The organism is Shinella sp. GW821-FHT11G07 (assembly GCF_058808115.1).
In genome coordinates, this window is sequence record NZ_JBXARJ010000014.1 from 135849 (window position 1) to 157522 (window position 21674).

Consider the following 21674-nt stretch of genomic DNA (forward strand, 5'->3'; position numbering starts at 1 on the left):
CATGTCCCACCAGCACGAGCACGAACCCTATGTGGAGGACTATTTCCTCGCAACGACCGAGGCCGTCATCCACCTGACGCCATCGATGATCCGTGTGGTTCTCAAGGTGCAGGACGGCGAGCGGCTGGTCGCGACCGATCACCCTGACGAATGGGTACGCCTGGCGCTTCGCCCCGATCCCCAGACGCCGGTGACACTGCCGGTGCTGATGGAGAATGGCCGGTGGGGTCGGCCCGACGGCTCGCTGGCCTGCCCCAACAGGCCGTATACGGTGCGCGCCTGGAACCCACGAACCTGCGAGATGGTCATTGATCTTGTCGCCCATGAGGGCGGCGTCGCTGCCGGCTGGGCCATGGCTGCGCGCGTCGGCGACGTGGTCGGCATCTGCAATCCGGAGGGCCGCTTCGAGCCGCCGCCGGGTGCCAAATGGATGCTGTTGCTGGTAGACATCACCGGCCTGCCGGCCGCCGGCCGCATTCTGGAGGAACTGCCGGCGGAGATGCGTGCCATCGTGCATGTCGAAATCCCGTCCGCTGCCGACCGGCAGAGGCTCGGAAGCCGGGCCGATGTCGAGTTGGTCTGGCATGAGACGCATGGCCAGCGGGATGGGAGCGAAGCGCCTACCCGTCTTCCGGAAATCGCCGCAGGATTCACCACACTGCCGGACGGCCCCGGTTACATCTACATCGCAGGGGAAGCTCGCGCCGCGTCCGCTTGCCGCAAGCACTTTCGCGACCGGCTAGGCTTCGACAAACAGGCAATCGATGCCGTCGGCTACTGGATCGAAGGGCAGGCCCGGGTATGAGCGCGCTGGCGGCAGAAGCGAGCGGTGGCGGCATGGACGTGGCGCGGCCGCGCTTTCGTCTGGCAATGGTCGCGGGCGTCCTGCTTCTCGGCGTGCTCTCGGGCGCGAGCCTCTTCGTCGGCGTGCGGCCGGTGTCGCCTACCACCGTCCTGCGCGCATTCCTCGCGTTTGATGCGGCGTCCTTCGACGCGGTCGTCATCCGCGATTATCGCTTGCCGCGGACCCTCCTCGGCCTTCTGGCCGGTGCCGCGTTCGGTGTTTCCGGTGCGCTCATCCAGGCGATGACACGCAACCCGCTCGCCGATCCGGGTATCCTCGGCGTCAATGCGGGTGCCGCCTTCGGCATGATACTCGCCGTCTGGCTCCTCGATCTGCAATCCGCATGGGGCTCTCTCGGCTTTGCCTTTCTCGGCGCGCTCGTGATCACTGCGGCTGCCTATGCCATCGGCGCGTCCGGCCGGTCCGGGGCCTCTCCGCTCCGCCTCGTGCTAGCCGGCGTTGCGCTTTCCGCCGTGCTCGGTGGAGTCGGCTCAGCAATCGCGCTGCTCGATCCGGATGTTTTCGAAGGCATGCGGCATTGGTCCATCGGCGCACTGGCCGGCCGTGATATGGCGATCGTCGCGATGGTCGCGCCGTTCGTCCTGGCAGGGTTGACGATCGGGCTCGCGGTGGCGCCGCCGCTGAATGCCGTCGGGCTCGGCGACGATCTCGCCCGCGCCTTCGGCGTCGGCATCGGACGCCTGCGCCTTCTCGTTATTCTCGCCGTCACGCTTCTTGCGGGTGCTGCGACAGCGGCGGTGGGGCCGATCGGCTTTGTGGGACTGATGGTGCCGCATGCCGTGCGCTGGTTCACCGGACCGGACCAGCGCCGCATCATCCCCGCCACGATGCTCTTCGCGCCGATCCTGCTACTGGCCGCGGATATTGCCGGACGCCTGGTTCTCTTCCCGGACGAACTCGAGGCCGGAATCGTCACTGCCGCACTGGGTGCGCCGGTGCTAATCTTGCTGGGGCGGCGCAAGGGAGCGCATGGCCTATGAGCAGTCCTCCTATCCCGCCGGATTTCGGGCGCCGCATGCTTGCCATCCGCATCCTCGGCGACCGCCTGTCGCGACGGCTCGACGGACGCGCGCTGCTGGTCGGCAGCCTCATTCTCTTTTTCGTCATCGGCCTGGCTGGAGTGTCGCTGGTGACCGGCTATTATCCTGTAACACCAGCACAGGTGGCCACTGCCTTTCTCCGACCTGACACGGACGTCATCCGCATGATCGTCGTGGAATGGCGCCTCCCGCGTGTTGGGCTGGCCTTTCTGCTCGGCGGCGCGCTGGGCTTGAGCGGCGCGATCTTCCAGTCGCTGACGCGCAATCCATTAGGTTCACCGGATATCATAGGTTTTTCGGCCGGCTCCTATACGGGTGCGCTCGCAGCGATCCTTCTCCTATCAGGCGGTTACTACGAGACGGCGGCGGGCGCACTCGTCGGCGGTATCCTCACGGCGCTCGCCGTCTACCTCTTCGCCTATCGACGCGGCGTGCAGGGGTTCCGGCTCATCATCGTCGGCATCGGCGTTTCGGCAATGCTCGGCGCGCTCAACGCCTGGATGATCCGCGAAGCCGATCTGCAGGTGGCAATGACTGCCGCGATCTGGGGTGCAGGGTCGCTAAACGGCCTTGGCATCGATCAGCTCCTCCCCGTCCTCCTCGTTCTCACCCTGCTCGCGCCGCCGATGCTGGTACTTGCCCGGCCGATGCGGCAACTGGAGATGGGCGACGATGCGGCGCGCGCCTCCGGCGTGAACGTCGGCCGTGTGCGGTTGTCGCTGATGGTACTCGGCGTCGCGCTAACGGCGACCGTGACCGCCGCCGCGGGTCCTATCGCCTTCATCGCGCTCGCCGCCCCGCAGATCGCACGGCGTCTCACCCGCTCGGCCGGCGTGGCACTTCTACCGTCGGCCCTGGTGGGGACGCTGTTGCTAACGGCGGCCGACTGGACCGCACAACATTCCTTCTCCACTCAGCTGCCGGTCGGCATCATGACCGTCAGTATCGGCGGTTTCTATTTTCTCTGGCTGCTCGTCCGGGAGGGCCGCACATGACCCGATCTCCCTATCCGTCCGATCCGCGCCTCCATGCCGATGGCGTGACGCTCGGCTATGACGAACGCATCATCGCGACGGACCTGTCAGTTTCGATTCCAGAAGGGTCCTTCACCGCCATCGTCGGGCCGAATGCCTGCGGCAAGTCCACGCTTTTGCGCGCCCTGTCGCGCCTGCTCGTGCCGTCTAAGGGGCGTATTGTTTTGGATGGAGGGTCAATCAGAGACCTGCCGGCAACGGAAGTCGCCCGAAAGCTCGGCCTGCTGCCACAAAGCGCGATCGCTCCGGAAGGCATCACTGTCGCCGACCTCGTCGCCCGCGGCCGCTATCCACACCAGTCCTTCCTGCGGCAATGGTCGAAGGCGGACGAGGTCGCCGTCGTCGCGGCCATGCACGCCACTCATGTCACGGACCTCGCCGGCCGCCTCGTTGACGAACTCTCCGGCGGCCAGCGCCAGCGCGTCTGGATCGCCATGCTGCTCGCCCAGGAAACGCCGATCCTGCTGCTCGACGAGCCGACGACCTTCCTCGACATCGCGCACCAGATCGAGATGCTCGACCTACTCGCCGACCTCAACCATCAAGGCCGCACCATCGTTGCCGTGCTGCATGACCTCAATCATGCCTGCCGCTACGCCTCCCATCTCGTCGCCATGAAGGAGGGACGCCTCATCGCCGAGGGTCAGCCTGCCAGGATTGTGACCGAACAGGTCATCGAAACCGTCTTCGGCCTCGCCTGCATCGTCATTGACGATCCCGTCTCCAGAACGCCTATGGTCGTACCGAAAGGGCGAGGGAAAATCGCTGGCAGACGAGAGATTGGACCGAACACGGCAGAAACAAGGCTTTGATCGTCCTCGCCGATACGCAGTAGCAAGGACAGGATTGGCAGTCTTTTCGCCCACCGAGCTGGCAACGCATCCGAGGTGGCGCCAGTCTTGATTGGGAGTCATATGGGCACCCAATCAACAGGCGGTTGCTTCAGCAAGCGGCGCCTGCGCATGCAGCCCAAGCTGCGGAAAAGTCTAAACGTTTTCAATCGGAAGGCTCTGGGAGCTCACCGCCCATAGGCAGCGATAGTTCGTATCCCATCAAGAGCAAAAAATGGAGTTACTTTTCCGGGCCGACGAGGCTAAGTTTGCGCAATACTTCGCGCGGCGCCGGCATGCGCCAGACCGTCTGGAAACATTCCACGACATTGCGCGCGGTGACGGCAAGACCGGGCAGGGCGACCCAGGCGGGGGCCAGCCGGCCAAGTAGGGCGGTCACGACGATGGAGGCGGCGGTTTCGCCCTGGCGGAAGGGTTGCTGGGCGGCGATGGCAACAAGCGGTTCGCTGGCGGCAAGGCCGATTGCGGCCTCCTGTCCAAGGTCCACCGTCGCCATCGAAATCCTGCGGCCCATCGTTTCGAGAACCTGGGCGGCGGTCATGGCCGGCGTGTCCCAGACGACAAACAGGCCGGCAAGCTCGGGATGGGCTTCGGCAAGGTTTCGCGTGGTCTTCGCGACGTCCGACAGGGAAGGGAACCGCTGCACGCGGAGCGTCACATCAGGGCGGTTGATCTGCATCCACTTCACGAAGGCGATTTCGCGCTCGTTCGTTGCAAAGAAATCGGCGTCGTAGCCGAGCACGCCGACCTCCGCACCATCGGGCACATGCGGTGACAAGCCTTCCGCCGCGATCTTGCCGAGCCCGAAATTGTCCGCCGAGACGAGCGAGATATAGTCCTTGCCCGGAAGTAGGCCGGTCGGCACGTTGTCGAGCAGGACGAGCTTTATGCCCGCCGCCGAGACGCGCGCATGCGCCGCGGCCACTTTGGAATTGGCGACGGGCAGCGATATGATGGCGTCCGGCGCCTCGCCGATCAGTCGCTCCAGCGCCTCGATCTGCACCTCCGGCGTGAAGGCACAATCGACCACATCGATGACCGCGACCCCGCAATTGCCGAGCATGCCGACGATGCCGGAGAGCTGCTGCTTGGCCCAGTCGCTGGCAAGCGTGTGCAGCACGATCGCGACGCGGAAGCCGCTTGCCCGTGCGCGCGCCATATCTTCCGGCAGCAGCAGCACCCGCTCGGGCGCCGATGCCCGCTCTCCGTGAGGGCCGAGACCCGTAATCGCCATTGCTTCCTCCTTAAACATCCGGCGGCCGCACGGTGTTTCCCTCTATAGTCTTGCGTCGGGCAATCTCGCCCTTCACCTGCTGGAAGAGTGGATGCGCCTGGGGTCGCCCAGCCATGATCCAGTCCCTCAGCATGGCAGGGGCGAACAGGCCCTCCGTCGCGACGATGGCGGCCCCGACGAGCCCTGACGAACTGCCCATCTGCGAGCGGATGATCTGCAGGTCTCGGCTGACCAGCGGGTGGCAGGCGCCGTAGATCGCTTCGCGCGCCGCCGCAAGAAGGATGTCGTTCGTCTGGGCGATTGAGCCCGACAGCACGATGAGCGCCGGGTTGAGCATGTTGGCCAGCGTCGCGACCACCTGGCCGATCAGCCGCCCGCTCTGCGCTAGAATGTCGATCGCCGCGGCATCGCCCATTTGTGCAGCCTGCGCGACTTCGAGGGCCGTGACGTCGCCGCCGCGGCGCACATGCTCGGCGAGGATGGGGCTCGCGCCCTGCTCGGCCGCGACCTTGCCGTCCTGGGCGATGTGGTCGGAACCGGCCATGGCTTCCAGCGTGCCGGTCCTGTCGCCCACCGTCACCGGAACCGAACCGATAAGGCCGACGGCGCCCTGCGCACCACGGAACAGCGTGCCTTCGCTTGCCAGACCGGCGCCGATGCGTTTGCCGACCTTGACGAACAGCATGGTGTTGCGGCCGCCGCCGGCGCCGGCATGGAGTTCGCCCATCGTCATCGTTTCGACGCTGGAGCGTAGCCAGACCGGGGCATCGAAAGCGGCGATGAGCGTCTCGACCAGCGGAAAGCTTTCCCAGCCGGGCAGGACACCGGGCGTGCTGCGCTGGAAAAGCGCTTCACCGCCATCCGGCACTGCGCCGGGAACGGAAATGGAAATGCCATAGAGCTGCGGATCCAACTGCCGCTCGAGAATCCAGCGAAAGAGCGTGATCAGTCGCTCTGTCAGGGCGGAAACCGGCTGGGTCAGCTCGGCTGCCTCATGATGCTCCATGAGCAGGGACCCGGCGAGATCGGCAACGCCGACGCCGATGGCGGTCTGGTCGAGCGTCGCAACGAGAATACGGCCGCGATCCGCCGCGAACCGCACGAGGCGCGGCGCGCGGCCGCCGGTGGCGGTGCCGAGCTCGCTTTCATCGATGAGGCCCAGTTCGCCGAGCGTTCCGAGCCGATCAGCGACGACGGCGCGCCCAAGCTCGCTGTGTCGTTCGATTTCCTGGCGGGTGGTGGCCAGCTCGGTGCGCACGAGGTTGAGGATGTCGACGAGGCTGGGTGCAGCGGTTTCGGAGACGCGCGGACGGCCTTTGCGGCGGGATTGGCCATCAGTTTGCGCGGTCGCCGTCGTCGGCATGGGGCTTCCTTTCTGGCGGCTTCGCCTTCTTTCCCTTGATAAGGCCGCTTGTTTCGACTGGCAATATCTGACTTTTGCATTAAATCAGCAAAAGATATGGGAGATGTGCGTGTAAATAATTGACATCAGATTTTTCACGCCGTAAGACGATCTGAAAGTCACGACGGTCACTGGGAGGAGGCGCCGATGTCGAACTTCAAGCTCGCCTATCATGCGAACTGCTGGGGCAATCTCGGCGGGGATGCGGTCGGCGTCACGTCGATAACCAATCTCGCCTACCGCACCTTCGGCGACATGCGCCGCGCCCTCGCCGACATTGCCGTGGCAGGCTACGAGGGCGTCGAGCTCTTCGACGGCAACCTTCTCGATTTCAGCACCGACGACATGCGTGCCCTGCTCGCCGACAACGGGCTTGCGCTCGTGGCGACCTATGCTGGCGGCAATTTCATCTTCGACGACATCCTGCCGGAAGAACTGGCCCGCGTGGTGCGTGCTGCGGACCGCGCCGCCGAGCTCGGCGCACCGCATCTCGTTATCGGTGGCGGCGCCAAGCGCTTCGACGGTATCCGTGAGGCGGACTATCACAAGCTCGCAGCCGCACTCGACCGCGTGAAGGAGATCGCCGAGGCGCGCGGTCTCACCGCGCACTACCATCCGCATCTTTCGACGATCGTCGAAGGGCCGGCGGAAGTGCGCAAGATCTTCGGGCTCACCGGCATCCACTTCTGCCCGGACACGGCCCATCTCGCGGCCGCCGGCGGCGATCCTGCCGCCCTCATTCGCGAGCATGCGGCGCGCATTTCCTATGTGCATCTCAAGGGTTTCCAGAAGGAGCCCTTCGCCTTCACGCCCATCGACCGAGGCGACATCCCGACGGACGGGATCATCTCGGCCCTTCGGGAGACCGGCTTTGCCGGCTGGGTTTGTACCGAACTCGATTCATGGCCTGATCCGCTTGAGGGAGCGAAAGCGAGCATGGCCTATCTTAAATCGGCCTGACGGCCGCGACCGGGGCGCAAGCCCCACTTTCGGGAGGAGAAAGTGATGATGACGAGACGATTCCTGTTGGGCACGGCTGCCGCGCTGGCGCTTGCTCTTGCCTATTCTGCACCGGCCGCGGCCGATCCGGACACCGCGCTGGCGGAGCTTCAGAAGACAGTTCTCTCCAAGGGGCCTTCCGGCGAAGACCCGGCGCCGGCGTCCGATGTCACGCTTAGCGACGAGGAACTCGCCAGGATCAAGGGTATGAACGCCACCGCGGCGATCGTCATGCACTATGGTGGCAATGACTGGTCGCGCGCCCAGGTCAACGGCCTTCAAACCCAGTTCGCCGCCATGGGTATCAAGGTTCTTGCGGTGACCGATGCCGGCTTCAAGCCGGAAAAGCAGGTCGCCGATATCGAGACCATCATGGCGCAAAAGCCGAGCATCATCGTCTCGATCCCGACCGACCCGACGGCAACGGCCGCAGCCTACAAGGCGGCGGCGGAGGCCGGCACCAAGCTCGTCTTCATGGACAACGTGCCGACCGGCTTTGTGGCCGGCAAGGACTACGTGTCGGTCGTCTCGGCAGACAATTACGGCAATGGCGTCGCGTCCGCGCATCTGATGGCGAAGGCGCTGAACGGGGAGGGCGATATCGGCCTGGTGTTCCACGCCGCCGATTTCTTCGTCACCAAGCAGCGTTATGAAGCCTTCAAGGCGACGATCGCCGCCGACTACCCCAACCTCAAGATCGTCGCCGAGCAGGGCATCGGCGGGCCGGATTTCTCGGGCGACGCCGACAAGGCGGCGTCTGCGATCCTCACCTCCAACCCGAACATCAAGGGCATCTGGGCGGTCTGGGACGTGCCGGCCGAAGGTGTGATCTCGGCCGCGCGCGTCGCCGGTCGCGATGACCTCGTCATCACGACCATCGACCTCGGCGAGAACGTGGCGATCTCGATGGCCCAGGGCGGTTTCGTCAAGGGGCTCGGCGCGCAGCGGCCCTATGATGCGGGCGTGGTCGAGGCCAAGCTTGCCGGCTATGCCCTGCTCGGCAAGGAAGCCCCCGCCTTCGTGGCACTTCCCGCCCTTCCGGTAACGCGGGAGACGTTGCTGGACGGCTGGAAAGCTGTCTATTCCAGTGAAGCGACCGACAACATCAAGACGAGCCTTGGCCAGTGATGTGCCCGGCACGGGGCACTAAGGTGCCCCGTGCCGCAAGGATTGACCCGGCCTAGACGGCCGAAGCCGACCTCTTTCAGGAGAAACCCGATGACCAAAGTGATGAACGTCGCCATGATCGGCGGCGGGTTCATGGGCAAGGCGCATGCCATGGCCTATGCCTCCATGCCGATGTTCTTCTGGCCCGCACCGGCCATCCCACACCGCAAGGTCGTCGTCGACGTGACGGACGGCATGGCGGAGGAAGCGCGCCGCCGCTATGGTTTCGAAGAGGCGTCCTCGGACTGGCGCGCCGTCGTCAATCGGCCGGATATCGACGTCGTCGACATCTGCACGCCCAACAACGTGCACGCCGAAATCGCTATCGAGGCGGCGAAGGCCGGCAAGCATATTATCTGCGAAAAGCCGCTCGCCCGCACGGTCGAGGAGGCGAGGGCGATGTACGACGCGGTGAAGGCCGCTGGCGTCATCCACATGGTCGCCTTCAATTATCGCCGCACGCCGGCGGTGGCGCTTGCCAAGAAGTATATCGACGAGGGCCGCATCGGCCAGATCCTGAATTTCCGCGGCACCTATTTGCAGGACTGGTCGGCCGATTCGGATTCACCGCTCTCCTGGCGCTTCCAGAAGAAGATCGCCGGCTCCGGCTCGGTCGGCGACATCGCAACCCATGTGGTCGATCTCGCGCACTATCTCGTCGGCCCGATCGCCGAGGTGAGCGCGCTCACCACAACCTATAACAAGACGCGCCCCCTCCAGCAGGGCGGCGTCGACAAGCTCGGCGCGGCCGAGAAGGCCAAGGATGCCGAACGCGGCGAGGTGGATGTCGATGACGAGGTCGTCTCGATGCTGAAATTCGAGGGCGGCGCGATCGGCAGCCTGGAAGCGACCCGCAACGCCTATGGCCGCAACAACTTCATCACGCTGGAAATCCATGGCACCAAGGGCTCGATCCACTTCAATTACGAGCGCCGCGACGAGCTGCAGGTGATGTTCGCCGACGACCCGGCCGATGCCCGCGGCTTCCGCACCGTCTATACCGGTCCGGCGCATCCTTATGGCAATGGCCTCTGGCCGATCCCCGGCCTCGGCATCGGCTATTCGGAAACGAAGATCGTCGAGTGCTACGATTTCTTCTCGGCCATCGCGAAGAACCGGCTCCCGAGCCCGAACTTCGAAGACGGCCTGTTGACGGAACTCGTCGCCGACGCCCTTATCCGCTCCGGTGAAACCGGAAAATGGGAGAAGGTGGGATGACTGCGAGCGCCGCTGCCGTCCGCATGACCGGCATAAGCAAGGCCTTCGGAGGGGTGCGCGCGCTGGACGACGTCTCCTTCGAGGTACTGCCAGGCGAGGTTCACGCGCTGCTCGGCGGCAACGGTGCGGGCAAGTCGACGATCCTCAAGGTGCTGAATGGGGTGCATCGCCCCGACCAGGGCGCAATCGAGGTCGGCGGCGTGCCCCTGACGGTGCATACGCCGGAGGCGTCGCGGGCAGCCGGCATCGCGATGAACTACCAGGAAATGAGCCTGGTCCCGACCTTGACGGTCGCCCAGAACATCTTCCTGACGCGCGAATGCCGTGATGGTATGGGGCTTATCGACGACCGGGAAGCCGAGCGGCGCGCGGCGGACATTTTCGCGCTGCTCGAAGTCTTCGTCGATCCGAAGGCCGTGGTCGCGGACCTGGGGGCGGGCCAGAAACAGCTCACCGAAATCGCCAAGGCGATCTCGCAGGATGCCAGGGTGCTGGTTCTGGACGAACCTTCCACGGCGCTCGCCGTTTCCGATGTCGAGCGGCTCTTCATCTTCCTGCGCAAGCTGAAGGCGAAGGGCGTTGCGATCATCTATGTCAGCCACCGCATGGACGAGATTGCCCGCATCGCCGACCGCGCGACGATCCTGCGCGACGGCCGGCATGTCATCACCGCGCCGCTTGGCGAATTGCCGATCGATACGATGATCGAACACATCGTCGGCCGGCGCTCGAAAGGGCTCTCCGATGTCGAGCGCGGCCATTCCGCGAGGGGCGAAGTGCTGCTGGAGCTAAATAAGGTCAGCGGCTTTCACAAGCCAGAAGACATTTCCCTGACGCTGCATCGCGGCGAAGTGGTGGGGCTTGCCGGCTTGCTCGGCTCGGGCCGCTCGTCGCTTGCGCGTGTGATCGCCGGCATCGAGCCTGCGGTCAGGGGCGAGATCCGTATCAAGGGCCGCGCCGTCGCGATCCGCAAACCGGGAGATGCGATTGCCGCGGGGGTCGCGCTGGTGCCGGAAGCACGCGCGACGCAGGGCATTATTCCCGCCCATTCGGTCGCCTCAAACATGATCCTCGCCGTCATCGGCCGGCTGTCCAAGGGCGGCCTCGTTGACACGAAGGCGGCAAACGACCTGACCGACAAACAAATCGAGCGCCTGCGCGTGAAGACGGCGAGCCGCGACCATGCCGTCTCGACGCTTTCGGGCGGCAACCAGCAGAAGGTGGTCATCGGCAAATGGCTCGCCACGAACCCCGACATCCTCATTCTCGATGAGCCGACCGCAGGCATCGATATCGGTTCGAAGTCCGAGATCATCCGCCTCGTGCGTGAACTCGCAGCCGCTGGCAAGGGCATCATCATGATCTCGTCCGAACTCTCCGAGCTTCTGACCGCGTGCGACCGCATCCTCGTCATGTCTGAGGGGCGCGTACACCAGGATCTTCCGCGTGAGGCGCTGGAAGATCCGTCAGTGCCCGCCGACGACCTCGCTCACCGTCTCCAGGCCGCCGAACGACGGCTCCAGATCGAAATCCAGAAGGCCCTTGCGGTTCAGGAGGTATCCCATGGCTAACGCCTTCTTCGCCAACTGGCGCCAGAACATCATCTATATCGGCTTCGTCGTCATCTTCCTCGTCTTCGCGGCGACGCTGGCGGACAAGGGCTTCCTCAACCCCAACAACCTGCTCAACATCGTGCGTCAGACGGCGATGATTGCCGTCATGGCCATTGCCATGACCTTCGTGCTCTCGGCCGGCGAGATCGACCTTTCGGTTGGTGCGGTCGCGGGCCTCTCGACCGTCACCGTCGCCATGGCGATCGCGGCGGGCGGGCCGATCGTCGGCGTGGGCGCAGGTATCGCCACGGGGCTTGCGGTCGGCATGTTCAACGGCTGGCTCACTACCCGCATCGGCATCCCGTCCTTCCTCACCACGCTCGCCATGATGGGCATCGCCAAAGGTGTCGCCATGTGGATATCAGCGACCTCGGCAGTGCCGATCCTATCGCCCGGCTATTCCTGGCTGTTTGGCGGCGGCAATCTCGGGCCGGTCCCCGTGCTGCTGCTCTGGATGGCGGTTCTCGGCGGCATCGGTCATATCGTCTTGCGCCGTTCAAGCTTTGGCCGGCGGGTGCTGGCGACCGGCGGCGGCGAGACGGCGGCGCGCTACTCCGGGATCGACACGAAGGCCATCAAGTTCAAGGTGCTGGTCATTTCGTCCTCGGCAGCAGCGCTCGCCGGCATGCTTTATGCCGGACGCCTGCAATCCGGCCGTTTCCAGCTTGGCGAAGGCGACGAGCTTTCGGTCATCGCCGCTGCGGTGCTTGGCGGCACGAGCCTTTTTGGCGGCAAGGGAACCGTCATCGGCACGATCGTCGGCGCGCTGATGATCGGCCTCATCAACAACGGCCTCATCCTGATGGGTCTCGAATTCAGCCAGCAGCTGATCGCCCGCGGCGGCATCATCATTCTCGCCGTCGCGCTCAGCCAGAAGAGGAGCTGAGAATGAGCGTAACTTTCATCGGCACGATTGTAGCCCGCCCCGAGACGCGCGAAGAGTTGTATCACGTGCTCGCCGCACAGGTGGCGCCAACGCGCGTTGAGCCGGGTTGCCTCAACTACGACTTCCACGTGGACGCAACCGATCCCTGCATCTATGTATTCTATGAGAATTGGAGAAGTGAGGCGGACTTCAGTGCTCACATGGCGATGCCGCATCTTAAGCCGTTGCTCAATCAGGCTGCGCGGCTGGTCGCAAAGCCAATAGAAGTGCGCCGCTTGATAATGTTGAGCTAAGACGCTTGATTAACACGATGCCTGACAGGATATCGGTTCGAATCCGTTCAACGCCACATTATCGCTTCTCTTTGGTTCAATAGCGCGGTCGTCAAATCTTGTTTTTTACGGCCATGGGAACAATGCCGAACCGACGACGGAAGGCCGTGGCGAAGTTGGCGGGGTTGGTGTAGCCGGCAATGATGCTTGCATCCTGTACGCTGGCGTCACCCTTGGCGAGGACAGCGAAGGCGCGTTCGAGCCTGATGTTGCGCACGTAGTCGAAAATGCTGCGGTTCTCCGACGCGCGGAATAGGCGTTGCAGGCCACTGGCGCTGATGCCCGCCTCGCGTGCGATGGCGTCGACGCGGAGCGGCTCGGTGATGTGCGCCTCGATGAAATCCTTCGCGCGTTGCAAGCAGGTTGCGTCCTGCCGGGTTAGAAGACTCCCTCCGCTGTCGTTGCGATCGGCCTGCAGGACTGCGGCCATGGTCTCAGCCACAAGCTCCACGGCACGACTTTCCAGATATAGGTCGCGCAGGTCCGGAATGAGCGGCGAGGGGGCGAAAATCTGGCGGACGAGCTCGACCATGCGCGGGGTCAGCGTCCAGCGATGCTCGGCAAGGTGATCACGCAGCAGCCGCGCGCCGCCCTTGCTATCGGCGACGGCTTCCAGTGCGTCGCGGTGCAGCCATTCCGGCGTGGCGGAGACCACGAGATGGCGCAAGTGCTGGCGCCCGCGTGAAGCGCGCGCGAAATGTTCAGGGCAGGCATTCATGATCGCCGCTCCGCGCGCAACGCCTCGATCCGCCTGGAAGGCGAAATGGCGGTCGCCGATCGACAGGTCCACCTTGCCCTCGAGGAAGAAGATGCAGGAAAGCTCCTCCGGCAGCAGGGACGTGGCGGTGAAGGCACGTTCCTCGACGGCGTCGCTGACATGCAGGACCAGACCGCGGCGCAGTTCCCGGTGCAGGAAGGCGCCTTTCATCAGCGTATCATCGGGAGAGAGCCGGTCGTCAGGGCTGTCGAGCGCGATACCGTCGTGCCGCAGAAAATCGCGCACGCGCACATGTCCTTCGTTTGCATCCTGCCCGGATTTGCCTGATGCGGCCGCCATGCTCAATCCTTTACGCCTGCCGTATGCGAACCACCGACATTGACCCGCCCATATTATCGAATCTTCACGGTGTGCCGAGATTTCTCGGATCACAAAGGTATCTGAGTGTTCCGCAAAGGAACCGACATTGCTGGTCATGCCAATGCTGCCTTAAGGAGTACATTAACTTGATTTAAGTAGTCAAGTTTAAGTGTGGTGATGGGACTGTTGGGGCCGTGATGATGAATTTGGTTGAAATGAAGAGCATAGGCGGAGCCGAGAGGACGAGGCGCGGGATTTCAGCCCGGCGCCTGTGGCTAGCTTCGTCCGTCGCGCTCTTGGTTACGGGCCTTTCCGGGCCGGCGCGTGCGCAGGATGCCGGTGCCACGGCGCTGGAGACCATTACGATCGATGGCGGCTGGGATAACGGCCGTGGGCCGGACGGGAGCATCGTCGCGAAGCGGGGCCGCAGCGCTTCCAAGACGAACACGCCGCTACGCGAGACGCCGCAAGCTGTCAGTGTCGTTACGCGTGAGCAGATGGATCTACAGGGCGTCAACACGGTCGCCGAGGCGCTGCGCTATACACCGGGCGTGCTTCCTGACCCGAACGGTTACGACATCCGCTACGACTGGCTCTACATCCGCGGCTTCAACAACTACGGCACGATGTGGCTCGATGGGCTCGTCTTGCCGGGCGACCCGAGCAATTACGCGACGCCGAGCGTCAATCCCTTCGCACTGGAACGCATCGACGTCATCAAGGGGCCGACATCGATGCTCTACGGCAGCTCCGTTCCCGGCGGGCTCGTCAATCAGGTCGGCAAGCGGCCGCAGGCGACGGCGCATCACGAGGTCGGCATCCAGACTTCCTCGCACGGCGGCCTGCAAGGCACGCTCGACATGACCGGCCCGTTGACGCAGGACGGTGACTGGCTCTACCGGATTGTCGCGCTCGGCAAGAATATGGGGACTCAGGTCGACAAGGAGCGCGAGCGCCAGCTGGTGCTCGCGCCGAGCCTTACCTGGGCGCCGACCGATCAGACCTCGCTCACTCTCTATGGTTATTACCAGAAGGATCGCCCGGAGGACTTCAACCCGCGCTTCTATCCCGCCGTTGGCACGCTCCTTGAGAATCCGCTCGGCCAGATCCCGCGCGATATGAACTTCGGGGACCCGAATGCCGATGTCTTCGAGCGTGATTTCTACATGCTCGGCTACGAGTTCGAGCACGAATTCAACGAGACGTGGACGGTACGGCAGAATCTTCGTTATGGCCGCTCCGATCAGAACATGTTCCTCGTTCTCGTCAATCCGGCCTTTGCCTATGGGGCGGATGGCCACACGCTGAACCGAGCCTCGGCGATCTCCAACGACTGGGTATCGAGCTTCAATGTCGATACCCAGGTGGAAGCGCGCTTCGATACCGGGGCGTTCGATCACACGCTGCTACTCGGCCTTGATTATCTGAAGGCGACGTCATCGACCAATTTCGGCAATGCCATTGCCGGCGTGCCGCCGATCGATTTCCTCGATCCGCGATACGGCGAGGTCGATATTCCCGTACCGGCCATCCAGCGCTCGGGCTTGCAGGAACAGCAGCAGGTCGGCATCTACATGCAGGACCAGATCCGGTACGACAACTGGGTCGGCACCTTCGGCATGCGCTACGATTTTTCCGACATCGATAGCACGAACCGCATGCTGACGCCCTCGCCGGTCGTTTCGACCGAGGACCAGAGGCTGACTTGGCGGGCAGGTCTCACCTATCTCTTCGACAATGGCCTGGCACCTTACGCCAGCTACTCCACAGCCTTCTTGCCGACGCTTGGCACGGACAAGGCGGGCAATGCCTTCGAGGCGCAGACGGCCGAACAATACGAGATCGGCCTGAAATACGAGCCGCTGGAGGGGCGCGGCATGGTCGCCGTCTCGCTCTTCAACCTAACTTTGGAAAATGCGCTGACGCCGGATCCTACCGATGTGCTTTATAATGCCCAGTCCGGCCGCCAGCGCGTTCGCGGTATTGAGATCGAGGGTAAGTACGAGCTGACGCCCAACCTTGATATCCTGGCCTCCTATGCCTATTCGCATTCGAAGGTGCTGGAATCCAACAATCCGGCGGAGTTGGGCCGGGAAGTGTTGCGCCTGCCCGAGCATCAGGGCGGTCTGTGGCTCGCCTACCGGCCGGACATCATGGAAGGCCTGACACTGAGTGCCGGCGTGCGCGCTTTGTCGTCCTACCAGACCGATAGCACTTACAAGGACGAGCTACGCATTCCGGGACGGGCGCTTGTCGATATCGGCGCGGAATATGATTTTGCCGTGATCAACAAGGACTTTGCCGGCACAAAGCTACGCGTCAATGTCACCAACCTGTTCGACAAGGAGTATGTTTCCCATTGCCTTAACAGCACGGGTGGAAGCTGCAACTACGGCGCTGGCCGCGCCATCACTGCGACCCTGAAATATTCGTGGTGAGCATGGACAGCCAAGACCATGCGAGAGGAGGGGCAGCCGGTTTGCCGGCTGCCCTCTGCCGGATTCTGGCCGGGGTGTTCCTGCTTGTGACCGCGCTTGTAGGTCCGGCGCGGGCTGAAATCCTCCTCTCGGATGCGGCAGGTCGTACGGTTCGGCTCGCCGAACCAGCTCGGCGCATCGCTACGAACGAGAGCCTCATTCTCCTGTCGCTCGCTCTCGTCGATCCCGATCCGGTGGCGCGTATCGCCGGCTGGGCGGCGCCCCAGCGTATCGACCGTGGCATGTACGAGGCCTATCGCCGCCGCTTTCCCGCTATCGAGGCTATACCGACTGTCGGCGGCGTGCTGCCGGCAAAGACCTCGGTCGAAGCGATCCTCTCCGTCAAACCGGACCTTTTCGTCGTTTCGATCTGGGAGAGCGGCTGGGCGGAGGCTATGACGACGCTGGAAGCGGCCGGTGTGCCGGTGCTCTTCCTCGACGGGCCTGTCAATGACGGCAAGGGCCAGGCGGAAACGACCGTATTTTCCGTCGAGCTTTTGGCAAAAGCCATTGGGCAGGGGGAGAAAGGCGGCGCCTTCGGCGATTTCCTGCGCCCCCGCTACAAGCGCATTACGGATCGCACAGCGGCACTCGAACCTGTTTCGGTGCTCGTCGATGCCCATGCCGGCGCGACTTGTTGTTCCACGCCGGGCAAGGGCAATCGCATGACGGAGTATCTGCGCCTTGCAGGCGGAAAGAGCATCGGCGCCGACGTGCCGGGCTATGACGGACTGCTTAGCCCGGAATACGTGCTCGGCGCGGATCCGGCCGTCTACATCGCGACCGGCGGACCACATCTTGCCCTACAGGGTGGCTTGGTGCTGGGAGGAGGCGTCGGAGCGCCAGCGGCGCAAAAATCTTTCTCCGATATTCTTGGCAAGGACTTCCGTGGCGCACTGAACGCGGTGCAAGAGGGGCGTGCCCACGCCATCTCGCACCAGCTGTCGATCTCCGTGCTAAACATCCTCGTCTTCGAGTGTTTCGCGAAGTGGATGCATCCCGCGATCTTTTCGGATGTTGATCCCGACCAGACGCTCGCCGAGATCAACGAACGCTTTCTGGCGGTGCCGCTCGAAGGCTCGTTCTGGATCGATTTCAAGCCGTAAGGACAGGACATGCAAGGCAGCGAATACACCGCCCGGGCCCGGATCGCTCTTCGCAATCCCGGCCCTGTCATCGCGGAATTCTGCGATCATATGCTGGAACATAATGCCGAGGTGGAGGAGGGGCCGGAAGGCCCCCTAGTGCGCCTTGGCTCCATCCGTGCAGCCTTCTCACACGATGGCGAGGAAACGCTTGTCGACGTTACTGCTGCGGACCTCGAAGGCCTTTATCTCGCGCGCATGTCCGTCGCCTCGCATATCCTGGAATTTGCCGGCGACGATCCGCCGGTCATCTCCTGGACGGGCGATGGCGGGGAAATCGCCCGACCTCCGAATTTTCACATCCTCGATGTTGTCGGCTGTCGGACGCTGACACCCCATATGCGCCGACTGACGTTGGCCGGTGAAAATGTCGCACGCTTTGCCAGCCTCGATGCGCTGCACGTCAACCTGATGATCCAGCACCCCGAGGCGATCGAGCCGCAATGGCCGCATGTCGGAAGCAATGGCGTCATCGCCTGGGATCGTCCTGAGCTTCGCCCCCTCATGCGCAAATATACGGTGCGCTCTCTCGATCTTGCCGCCGGTACGCTCGACATCGATTTTGTGCTGCATGCCGATGCTGGTCCCGGCTCGGGCTTTGCGCAAACGGCGCGCATAGGTGACCGCGTCGGTGTTGTCGGCCCCGGCGGTGGCGGTCTGGTCGAGGCAGACTGGTATCTCTTTGCCGGCGACGAAACCGCGCTTCCGGCCATCGCGCGCATGCTGGAACACTTGCCCGCCGGCGTGCGTGGCAAGGTCTTTCTCGAAGTCGCGGATGCGGCAGAGGTCCAAACTCTCAGTACGGCGGCGCTGGTTGAGATCGAATGGCTCTTTCGCGGCGACCCCCCCCCCGGCACCACGACACTTCTCATGGATGCAATCCGTCAGGCCGATTTCCCTGACAAAGGCGAGCGGCTTTACCTATGGGCCGGTTGCGAATTCAATACGTTCCGCGCCATCCGCGCTTTTGCTCGCCAGGAAATGCAGCTTGCCAACAATCAGCATCTCGTCGTTTCTTACTGGCGTCGTGGCGCCACGGAGGACGAATAGATTTGGTTACCGTTCGTCAAGAAAACACCGGGTGATCTTGACGCAATAGATTCACGCGCCAGTCTTGGCTAACTAAATTAGTGACTTAATTAGACGAGGCTGGCGCTTTGTCGGTTCAAATCCCTCACATCAGTTTTTTGTCAATCGATCATCCGAGTGGCATCGAATTTCTCCTAGGTGAGCGGATCCTCGGTTTGAGCCCACAGCAATTAACGGCCCGGTTCTCGGGCCTGTACAACCTCATATGTGGAGCGGCCCGCAGTGCAAGGCTTCGCAGTCGATTTCACGCATGCGGACGTTGCGGTCATATGTACGGCCTTTACGTGCGGTACAGGCACTGTAAACTTAAAGAGTTTTGGCCACGTTTATGCGGTGCGGTCGCATTTTATGCAGTTTGAAGGCGGGCGATGTGGCGCCATGCTTGCATGGCGACGGCTCGCAGTTCGCGATGATGGCCAGACGGAATGTCGTGTCGGGGAATGTGAAACAGGTTTGCGATTGGATCGTGGATGGAGGCGAAACGCTGAAGGTGCCGTGCTGACTTGAAGCGTTTCATAATCCTCTCACGCCGCCGGATCGGTTGATGAGAATTCTCCGCTCGGTTGTTCAGCCCCTTATGTGAGCGATGCTCGACGCCGGGCATGATTTCCCTCTTGGCAGCATCGTAGGACCTGAGCTTGTCGGGGATCATGACACGCGGTGCAGCCCTTTGTCCTTTCAGCAGTTTGCGCACCAGGCGTTTGGCCGCCTTGGCGTTTCTCCGGCTCTGAACAAGAACGTCGAGCACGAAGCCATCCTGATCGACGGCGCGCCAAAGCCAGTGCTTTTTGCCTCTGATGCTGACGACGACCTCGTCCAGATGCCATTTGTCGCCGAGGCTGCCTACGGACTGCTTGCGAAGCTTGTTGGCGAATTGCCTTCCGAATTTCTCCGCCCACAGGCGGATCGTCTGGTGTGAGACAATGACACCACGAGCCGCCAGCAGGTCCTCGACCATGCGCAAGCTGAGTGGGAACCGGAAATAGAGCCAGACGGCATGAGCGATCACATCGGCTGGAAATCGATGACGACGGTACAGTGGATCATGGCAACGGGTCATGCCGCATCTTCCCAGATCAATCTCCACAAGCCGTTAAGTTGACGATGCCGCCCCCCCAATTTGAGGCGCAAAAAGGGACACTTCGATTTGTTTCTGTCGCCAATACTGAGATCTGTACTCACGGACAACTTTGCCCCCGAATAATTTACCCGAGACTCAATTTGGATTCACCACCCGAGGGTTCACTGGAAACACCCGTCTCCACCTGGCCAATGAAGCGATTGATTAGAGCGGCGCACTCGCGATGATGGGTTTCTAACAAAAAATGGCCGCTCTCGAAGACATGGATCTCAAGATCGTTCAAGTTTCGGCTATACGCCATGATTTCATCGAGCTGAAAAAAGCTGTCATGCCGACCCCATAGAATGAGGCAAGCGGGTTGGTGCTCTTCATGGTACAGTTTGATTGCCGCAAACCGTTCAACGTGGCTCCGGTAGTCCGTAAAGATACGAAACTGGATATCAATGTTGCCGGGCCTTTGCATGCGCTCCCAATCAAGGTGCCAAGCTTCCGGGGGATACAAAGGTTTGAGGCGCTCGGGAAGGCCGCCGGTATACTGATCGCGGGTTCCTTCAAAATTAAGCCAATCTGGCAGTTTGCTCCTATTCGCCTCGCTCGGATCGGCCCAGAATGCCTTTGGGGCATCCCATTCAGGTCCCAATCCCTCATCGTGCGCGTTCCCGTTCTGCACAATCAGACCCAGGATGCGATGTGGGTGCCGCGTAGCAATGTGGTACCCGACGGGCGTGCCGAAGTCGTTGACGAACAGGTAGAAGCGATCGATCCCTAAAGTGTCGAGGAAAGCCTCGATCGTGTGCGCAAGGTTCTCAAAAGTATACTTATACGCCTCCGCTGAGGGAGCAGAAGAGAAGCCGAACCCGGGCAAATCGGGCGCGACTACATAGGCTACTTGCGCGAGAGGCTCGATGACATTGCGAAACATATGCGAGGAGCTAGGAAAGCCATGAAGCAGCAAGATCGCCGGCCGAGTGGGGTTACCTGCATGCCGATAGAATATTTCCAAGCCTTCGATATCGATCGTGCGATGAACGGTTCTATGCAAAGGGCTCTGCATCTCCTTCTCCCTGTCTTGTGTGTTTTAACATTCCTCTCAGCCCTGAAACCGGATAATAAGCTGAAAAAGGTTACAGAATTTGTAACCTGATAACGCCGTTCATACGGTTACGTTCCATAATGAATTTGCACGCCATGCGAGATCCTGATGCCTGCCAGCGAGGAATCGATCGATGTGTCGGTGAGACACACTTCAGCGTCGGCGGCGCCTTGAGGAGGCCGGAATCGTCTTGCGGGAATAAGGGATGGGGGCAATGGAGCTTGCGAAACAAGACGTCAGTGTTCGAACAATTACCGGGAGTGATGGAGAATGCATCCGTGCGTGGCTTGCAGATTGGCTGGTCGAGCATGTTGCAGGCTGGTGTGAAGCCTATGGGCTGACCTGGACTACCGCCGACATCGACACGCACATAGCGGAGCATGGTCTTGTGGAGCGGGAATGGGAGGAGATTGCTGCTGCGGCTGCCGATCCCGAACGGTTTGTTCGTCTGGCGGTAGTAGAAGGTGCCTTGGTAGGCATCATCTATTTAGAGCAGCGCACGGATCGCTATCTGACGATAAAGACCGGCGTCTTATCTTGGATCTATGTGGCGCGGTCCCACCGGCGCCGTAATATTGCACGCCAGCTCATGGCTGAAGGTCATGAGTGGTTGAGAGCTAAGAACGTGCCGGTATCGGAGGTTTTCGTTACCAAGAGCAATGACGATGCGCTGTTGGTTTATGGTCGAGGCGGCTACCGGGTTCTCGATTACCGCATGCTTGCTTTGATCAACGAGGACGGCGGTGAGGACGCCTCATAACCTACCCGCCACGTGGGGACCTCACCATCACGGTCGTCTGGCACAGTTGCGTTGGGGGCCGTCAGAGACTGGGGCGATTGGCTCATGCCAGAGACAAACGCGCCTTAGCTCGCGGGTGTCCGGTTGTTTCAAATATCGTGTCCAGCATTAGCGTGGGAGCGCGTTGACGTTACCTTCTAACCGGGATGGAATCAAGGCGAGGTTAGTCCGATCGATTGGCATTGCCGAGGTTTGATCGGACATAAGCTCCAGTATCGTTCGTATTTAATATTCCTCTCAGCTGTGAAACTGGATAAAAAGCTGTTAAAGG

19 protein-coding genes are annotated in these 21674 nt (G+C 62.2%); 14 read left to right on the forward strand and 5 right to left on the reverse strand.

What is annotated here, in order from left to right; translation table 11 throughout:
• Nucleotide 1: 1 nt before the first annotated feature.
• Genes AC1RT2_RS24580 through AC1RT2_RS24595 form a run of 4 tightly spaced genes read left to right on the forward strand, consistent with a single transcriptional unit; the run spans nucleotide 2 to nucleotide 3751 of the window.
• A complete protein-coding gene (locus AC1RT2_RS24580; protein WP_493106130.1) occupies nucleotides 2-805 on the forward strand; it encodes a siderophore-interacting protein in 804 nt (267 codons plus the stop codon).
• Nucleotides 802-1845 carry a FecCD family ABC transporter permease gene (locus AC1RT2_RS24585; RefSeq protein ID WP_493106132.1) on the forward strand — a complete coding sequence of 348 codons (1044 nt, stop codon included), beginning with the start codon at nucleotides 802-804 and terminating at the stop codon, nucleotides 1843-1845. Before AC1RT2_RS24580 ends, AC1RT2_RS24585 begins: the two co-directional genes overlap by 4 nt.
• Nucleotides 1842-2900 carry a FecCD family ABC transporter permease gene (locus AC1RT2_RS24590; RefSeq protein WP_493106134.1) on the forward strand — a complete coding sequence of 353 codons (1059 nt, stop codon included), beginning with the start codon at nucleotides 1842-1844 and terminating at the stop codon, nucleotides 2898-2900. Before AC1RT2_RS24585 ends, AC1RT2_RS24590 begins: the two co-directional genes overlap by 4 nt.
• A complete protein-coding gene (locus AC1RT2_RS24595) occupies nucleotides 2897-3751 on the forward strand; it encodes an ABC transporter ATP-binding protein (protein WP_493106135.1) in 855 nt (284 codons plus the stop codon). Before AC1RT2_RS24590 ends, AC1RT2_RS24595 begins: the two co-directional genes overlap by 4 nt.
• A 259-nt stretch (nucleotides 3752-4010) precedes the next feature.
• On the opposite strand, the gene AC1RT2_RS24600 is transcribed toward AC1RT2_RS24595, so the two are convergent.
• Together AC1RT2_RS24600 and AC1RT2_RS24605 are read right to left on the reverse strand one after the other, a co-directional pair.
• Nucleotides 4011-5024 carry a substrate-binding domain-containing protein gene (locus AC1RT2_RS24600; RefSeq protein ID WP_493106137.1) on the reverse strand — a complete coding sequence of 338 codons (1014 nt, stop codon included), beginning with the start codon at nucleotides 5022-5024 and terminating at the stop codon, nucleotides 4011-4013.
• A 10-nt stretch (nucleotides 5025-5034) separates the two neighbouring features.
• Nucleotides 5035-6387 carry an ROK family protein gene (locus tag AC1RT2_RS24605; RefSeq protein WP_493106139.1) on the reverse strand — a complete coding sequence of 451 codons (1353 nt, stop codon included), beginning with the start codon at nucleotides 6385-6387 and terminating at the stop codon, nucleotides 5035-5037.
• Nucleotides 6388-6573: 186 nt separating this feature from the next.
• On the opposite strand from AC1RT2_RS24605, the gene AC1RT2_RS24610 reads away from it, so the two are divergent.
• The 6 genes from AC1RT2_RS24610 to AC1RT2_RS24635 all read left to right on the forward strand — a co-directional run bounded on the left by AC1RT2_RS24610 (nucleotide 6574) and on the right by AC1RT2_RS24635 (nucleotide 12602).
• Nucleotides 6574-7386: a sugar phosphate isomerase/epimerase family protein gene (locus AC1RT2_RS24610; protein ID WP_493106141.1), complete on the forward strand. Its 813-nt coding sequence runs from the start codon at nucleotides 6574-6576 to the stop codon at nucleotides 7384-7386.
• A gap of 48 nt (nucleotides 7387-7434) precedes the next feature.
• Entirely contained in the window at nucleotides 7435-8553 is a 1119-nt protein-coding gene (locus AC1RT2_RS24615) for a substrate-binding domain-containing protein (RefSeq protein ID WP_493106218.1), read from the forward strand.
• 90 nt (nucleotides 8554-8643) lie between these two features.
• Nucleotides 8644-9810: a levoglucosan dehydrogenase gene (locus AC1RT2_RS24620; protein WP_493106143.1), complete on the forward strand. Its 1167-nt coding sequence runs from the start codon at nucleotides 8644-8646 to the stop codon at nucleotides 9808-9810.
• The gene (locus AC1RT2_RS24625; protein WP_493106145.1) at nucleotides 9807-11381 is read left to right on the forward strand and encodes a sugar ABC transporter ATP-binding protein; all 1575 of its coding nucleotides are present in this window, start codon (nucleotides 9807-9809) and stop codon (nucleotides 11379-11381) included. The genes AC1RT2_RS24620 and AC1RT2_RS24625 overlap by 4 nt, the downstream gene beginning before the upstream one ends.
• Complete coding sequence (locus AC1RT2_RS24630) at nucleotides 11374-12309, forward strand: ABC transporter permease (RefSeq protein ID WP_493106147.1); 936 nt, start codon at nucleotides 11374-11376, stop codon at nucleotides 12307-12309. Before AC1RT2_RS24625 ends, AC1RT2_RS24630 begins: the two co-directional genes overlap by 8 nt.
• Nucleotides 12310-12311: 2 nt before the next feature.
• A complete protein-coding gene (locus tag AC1RT2_RS24635; protein WP_493106149.1) occupies nucleotides 12312-12602 on the forward strand; it encodes a putative quinol monooxygenase in 291 nt (96 codons plus the stop codon).
• Nucleotides 12603-12693: 91 nt separating this feature from the next.
• On the opposite strand, the gene AC1RT2_RS24640 is transcribed toward AC1RT2_RS24635, so the two are convergent.
• A complete protein-coding gene (locus AC1RT2_RS24640) occupies nucleotides 12694-13836 on the reverse strand; it encodes a helix-turn-helix transcriptional regulator (protein ID WP_493106151.1) in 1143 nt (380 codons plus the stop codon).
• 179 nt (nucleotides 13837-14015) lie between these two features.
• On the opposite strand from AC1RT2_RS24640, the gene AC1RT2_RS24645 reads away from it, so the two are divergent.
• The 3 genes from AC1RT2_RS24645 to AC1RT2_RS24655 are packed head-to-tail and all read left to right on the forward strand — an operon-like array spanning nucleotide 14016 to nucleotide 18391.
• Entirely contained in the window at nucleotides 14016-16157 is a 2142-nt protein-coding gene (locus tag AC1RT2_RS24645) for a TonB-dependent siderophore receptor (protein WP_493106153.1), read from the forward strand.
• Between the two features lie 41 nt (nucleotides 16158-16198).
• Nucleotides 16199-17302: an ABC transporter substrate-binding protein gene (locus AC1RT2_RS24650; protein WP_493106155.1), complete on the forward strand. Its 1104-nt coding sequence runs from the start codon at nucleotides 16199-16201 to the stop codon at nucleotides 17300-17302.
• 9 nt (nucleotides 17303-17311) lie between these two features.
• Entirely contained in the window at nucleotides 17312-18391 is a 1080-nt protein-coding gene (locus tag AC1RT2_RS24655; protein ID WP_493106157.1) for a DUF2218 domain-containing protein, read from the forward strand.
• A gap of 385 nt (nucleotides 18392-18776) precedes the next feature.
• Here the strand turns inward: AC1RT2_RS24655 and AC1RT2_RS24660 are convergent, their stop codons facing one another.
• Both AC1RT2_RS24660 and AC1RT2_RS24665 read right to left on the reverse strand, forming a co-directional pair.
• The gene (locus tag AC1RT2_RS24660; protein ID WP_493106159.1) at nucleotides 18777-19490 is read right to left on the reverse strand and encodes an IS6 family transposase; all 714 of its coding nucleotides are present in this window, start codon (nucleotides 19488-19490) and stop codon (nucleotides 18777-18779) included.
• 145 nt (nucleotides 19491-19635) lie between these two features.
• Nucleotides 19636-20565 (reverse strand): alpha/beta fold hydrolase, encoded by a 930-nt coding sequence (locus AC1RT2_RS24665; RefSeq protein ID WP_493106161.1) that lies wholly within the window; start codon nucleotides 20563-20565, stop codon nucleotides 19636-19638.
• 253 nt (nucleotides 20566-20818) lie between these two features.
• Between AC1RT2_RS24665 and AC1RT2_RS24670 the strand changes: the two genes are divergently transcribed.
• Nucleotides 20819-21364: a GNAT family N-acetyltransferase gene (locus tag AC1RT2_RS24670; RefSeq protein ID WP_493106163.1), complete on the forward strand. Its 546-nt coding sequence runs from the start codon at nucleotides 20819-20821 to the stop codon at nucleotides 21362-21364.
• Nucleotides 21365-21674: the final 310 nt, after the last annotated feature.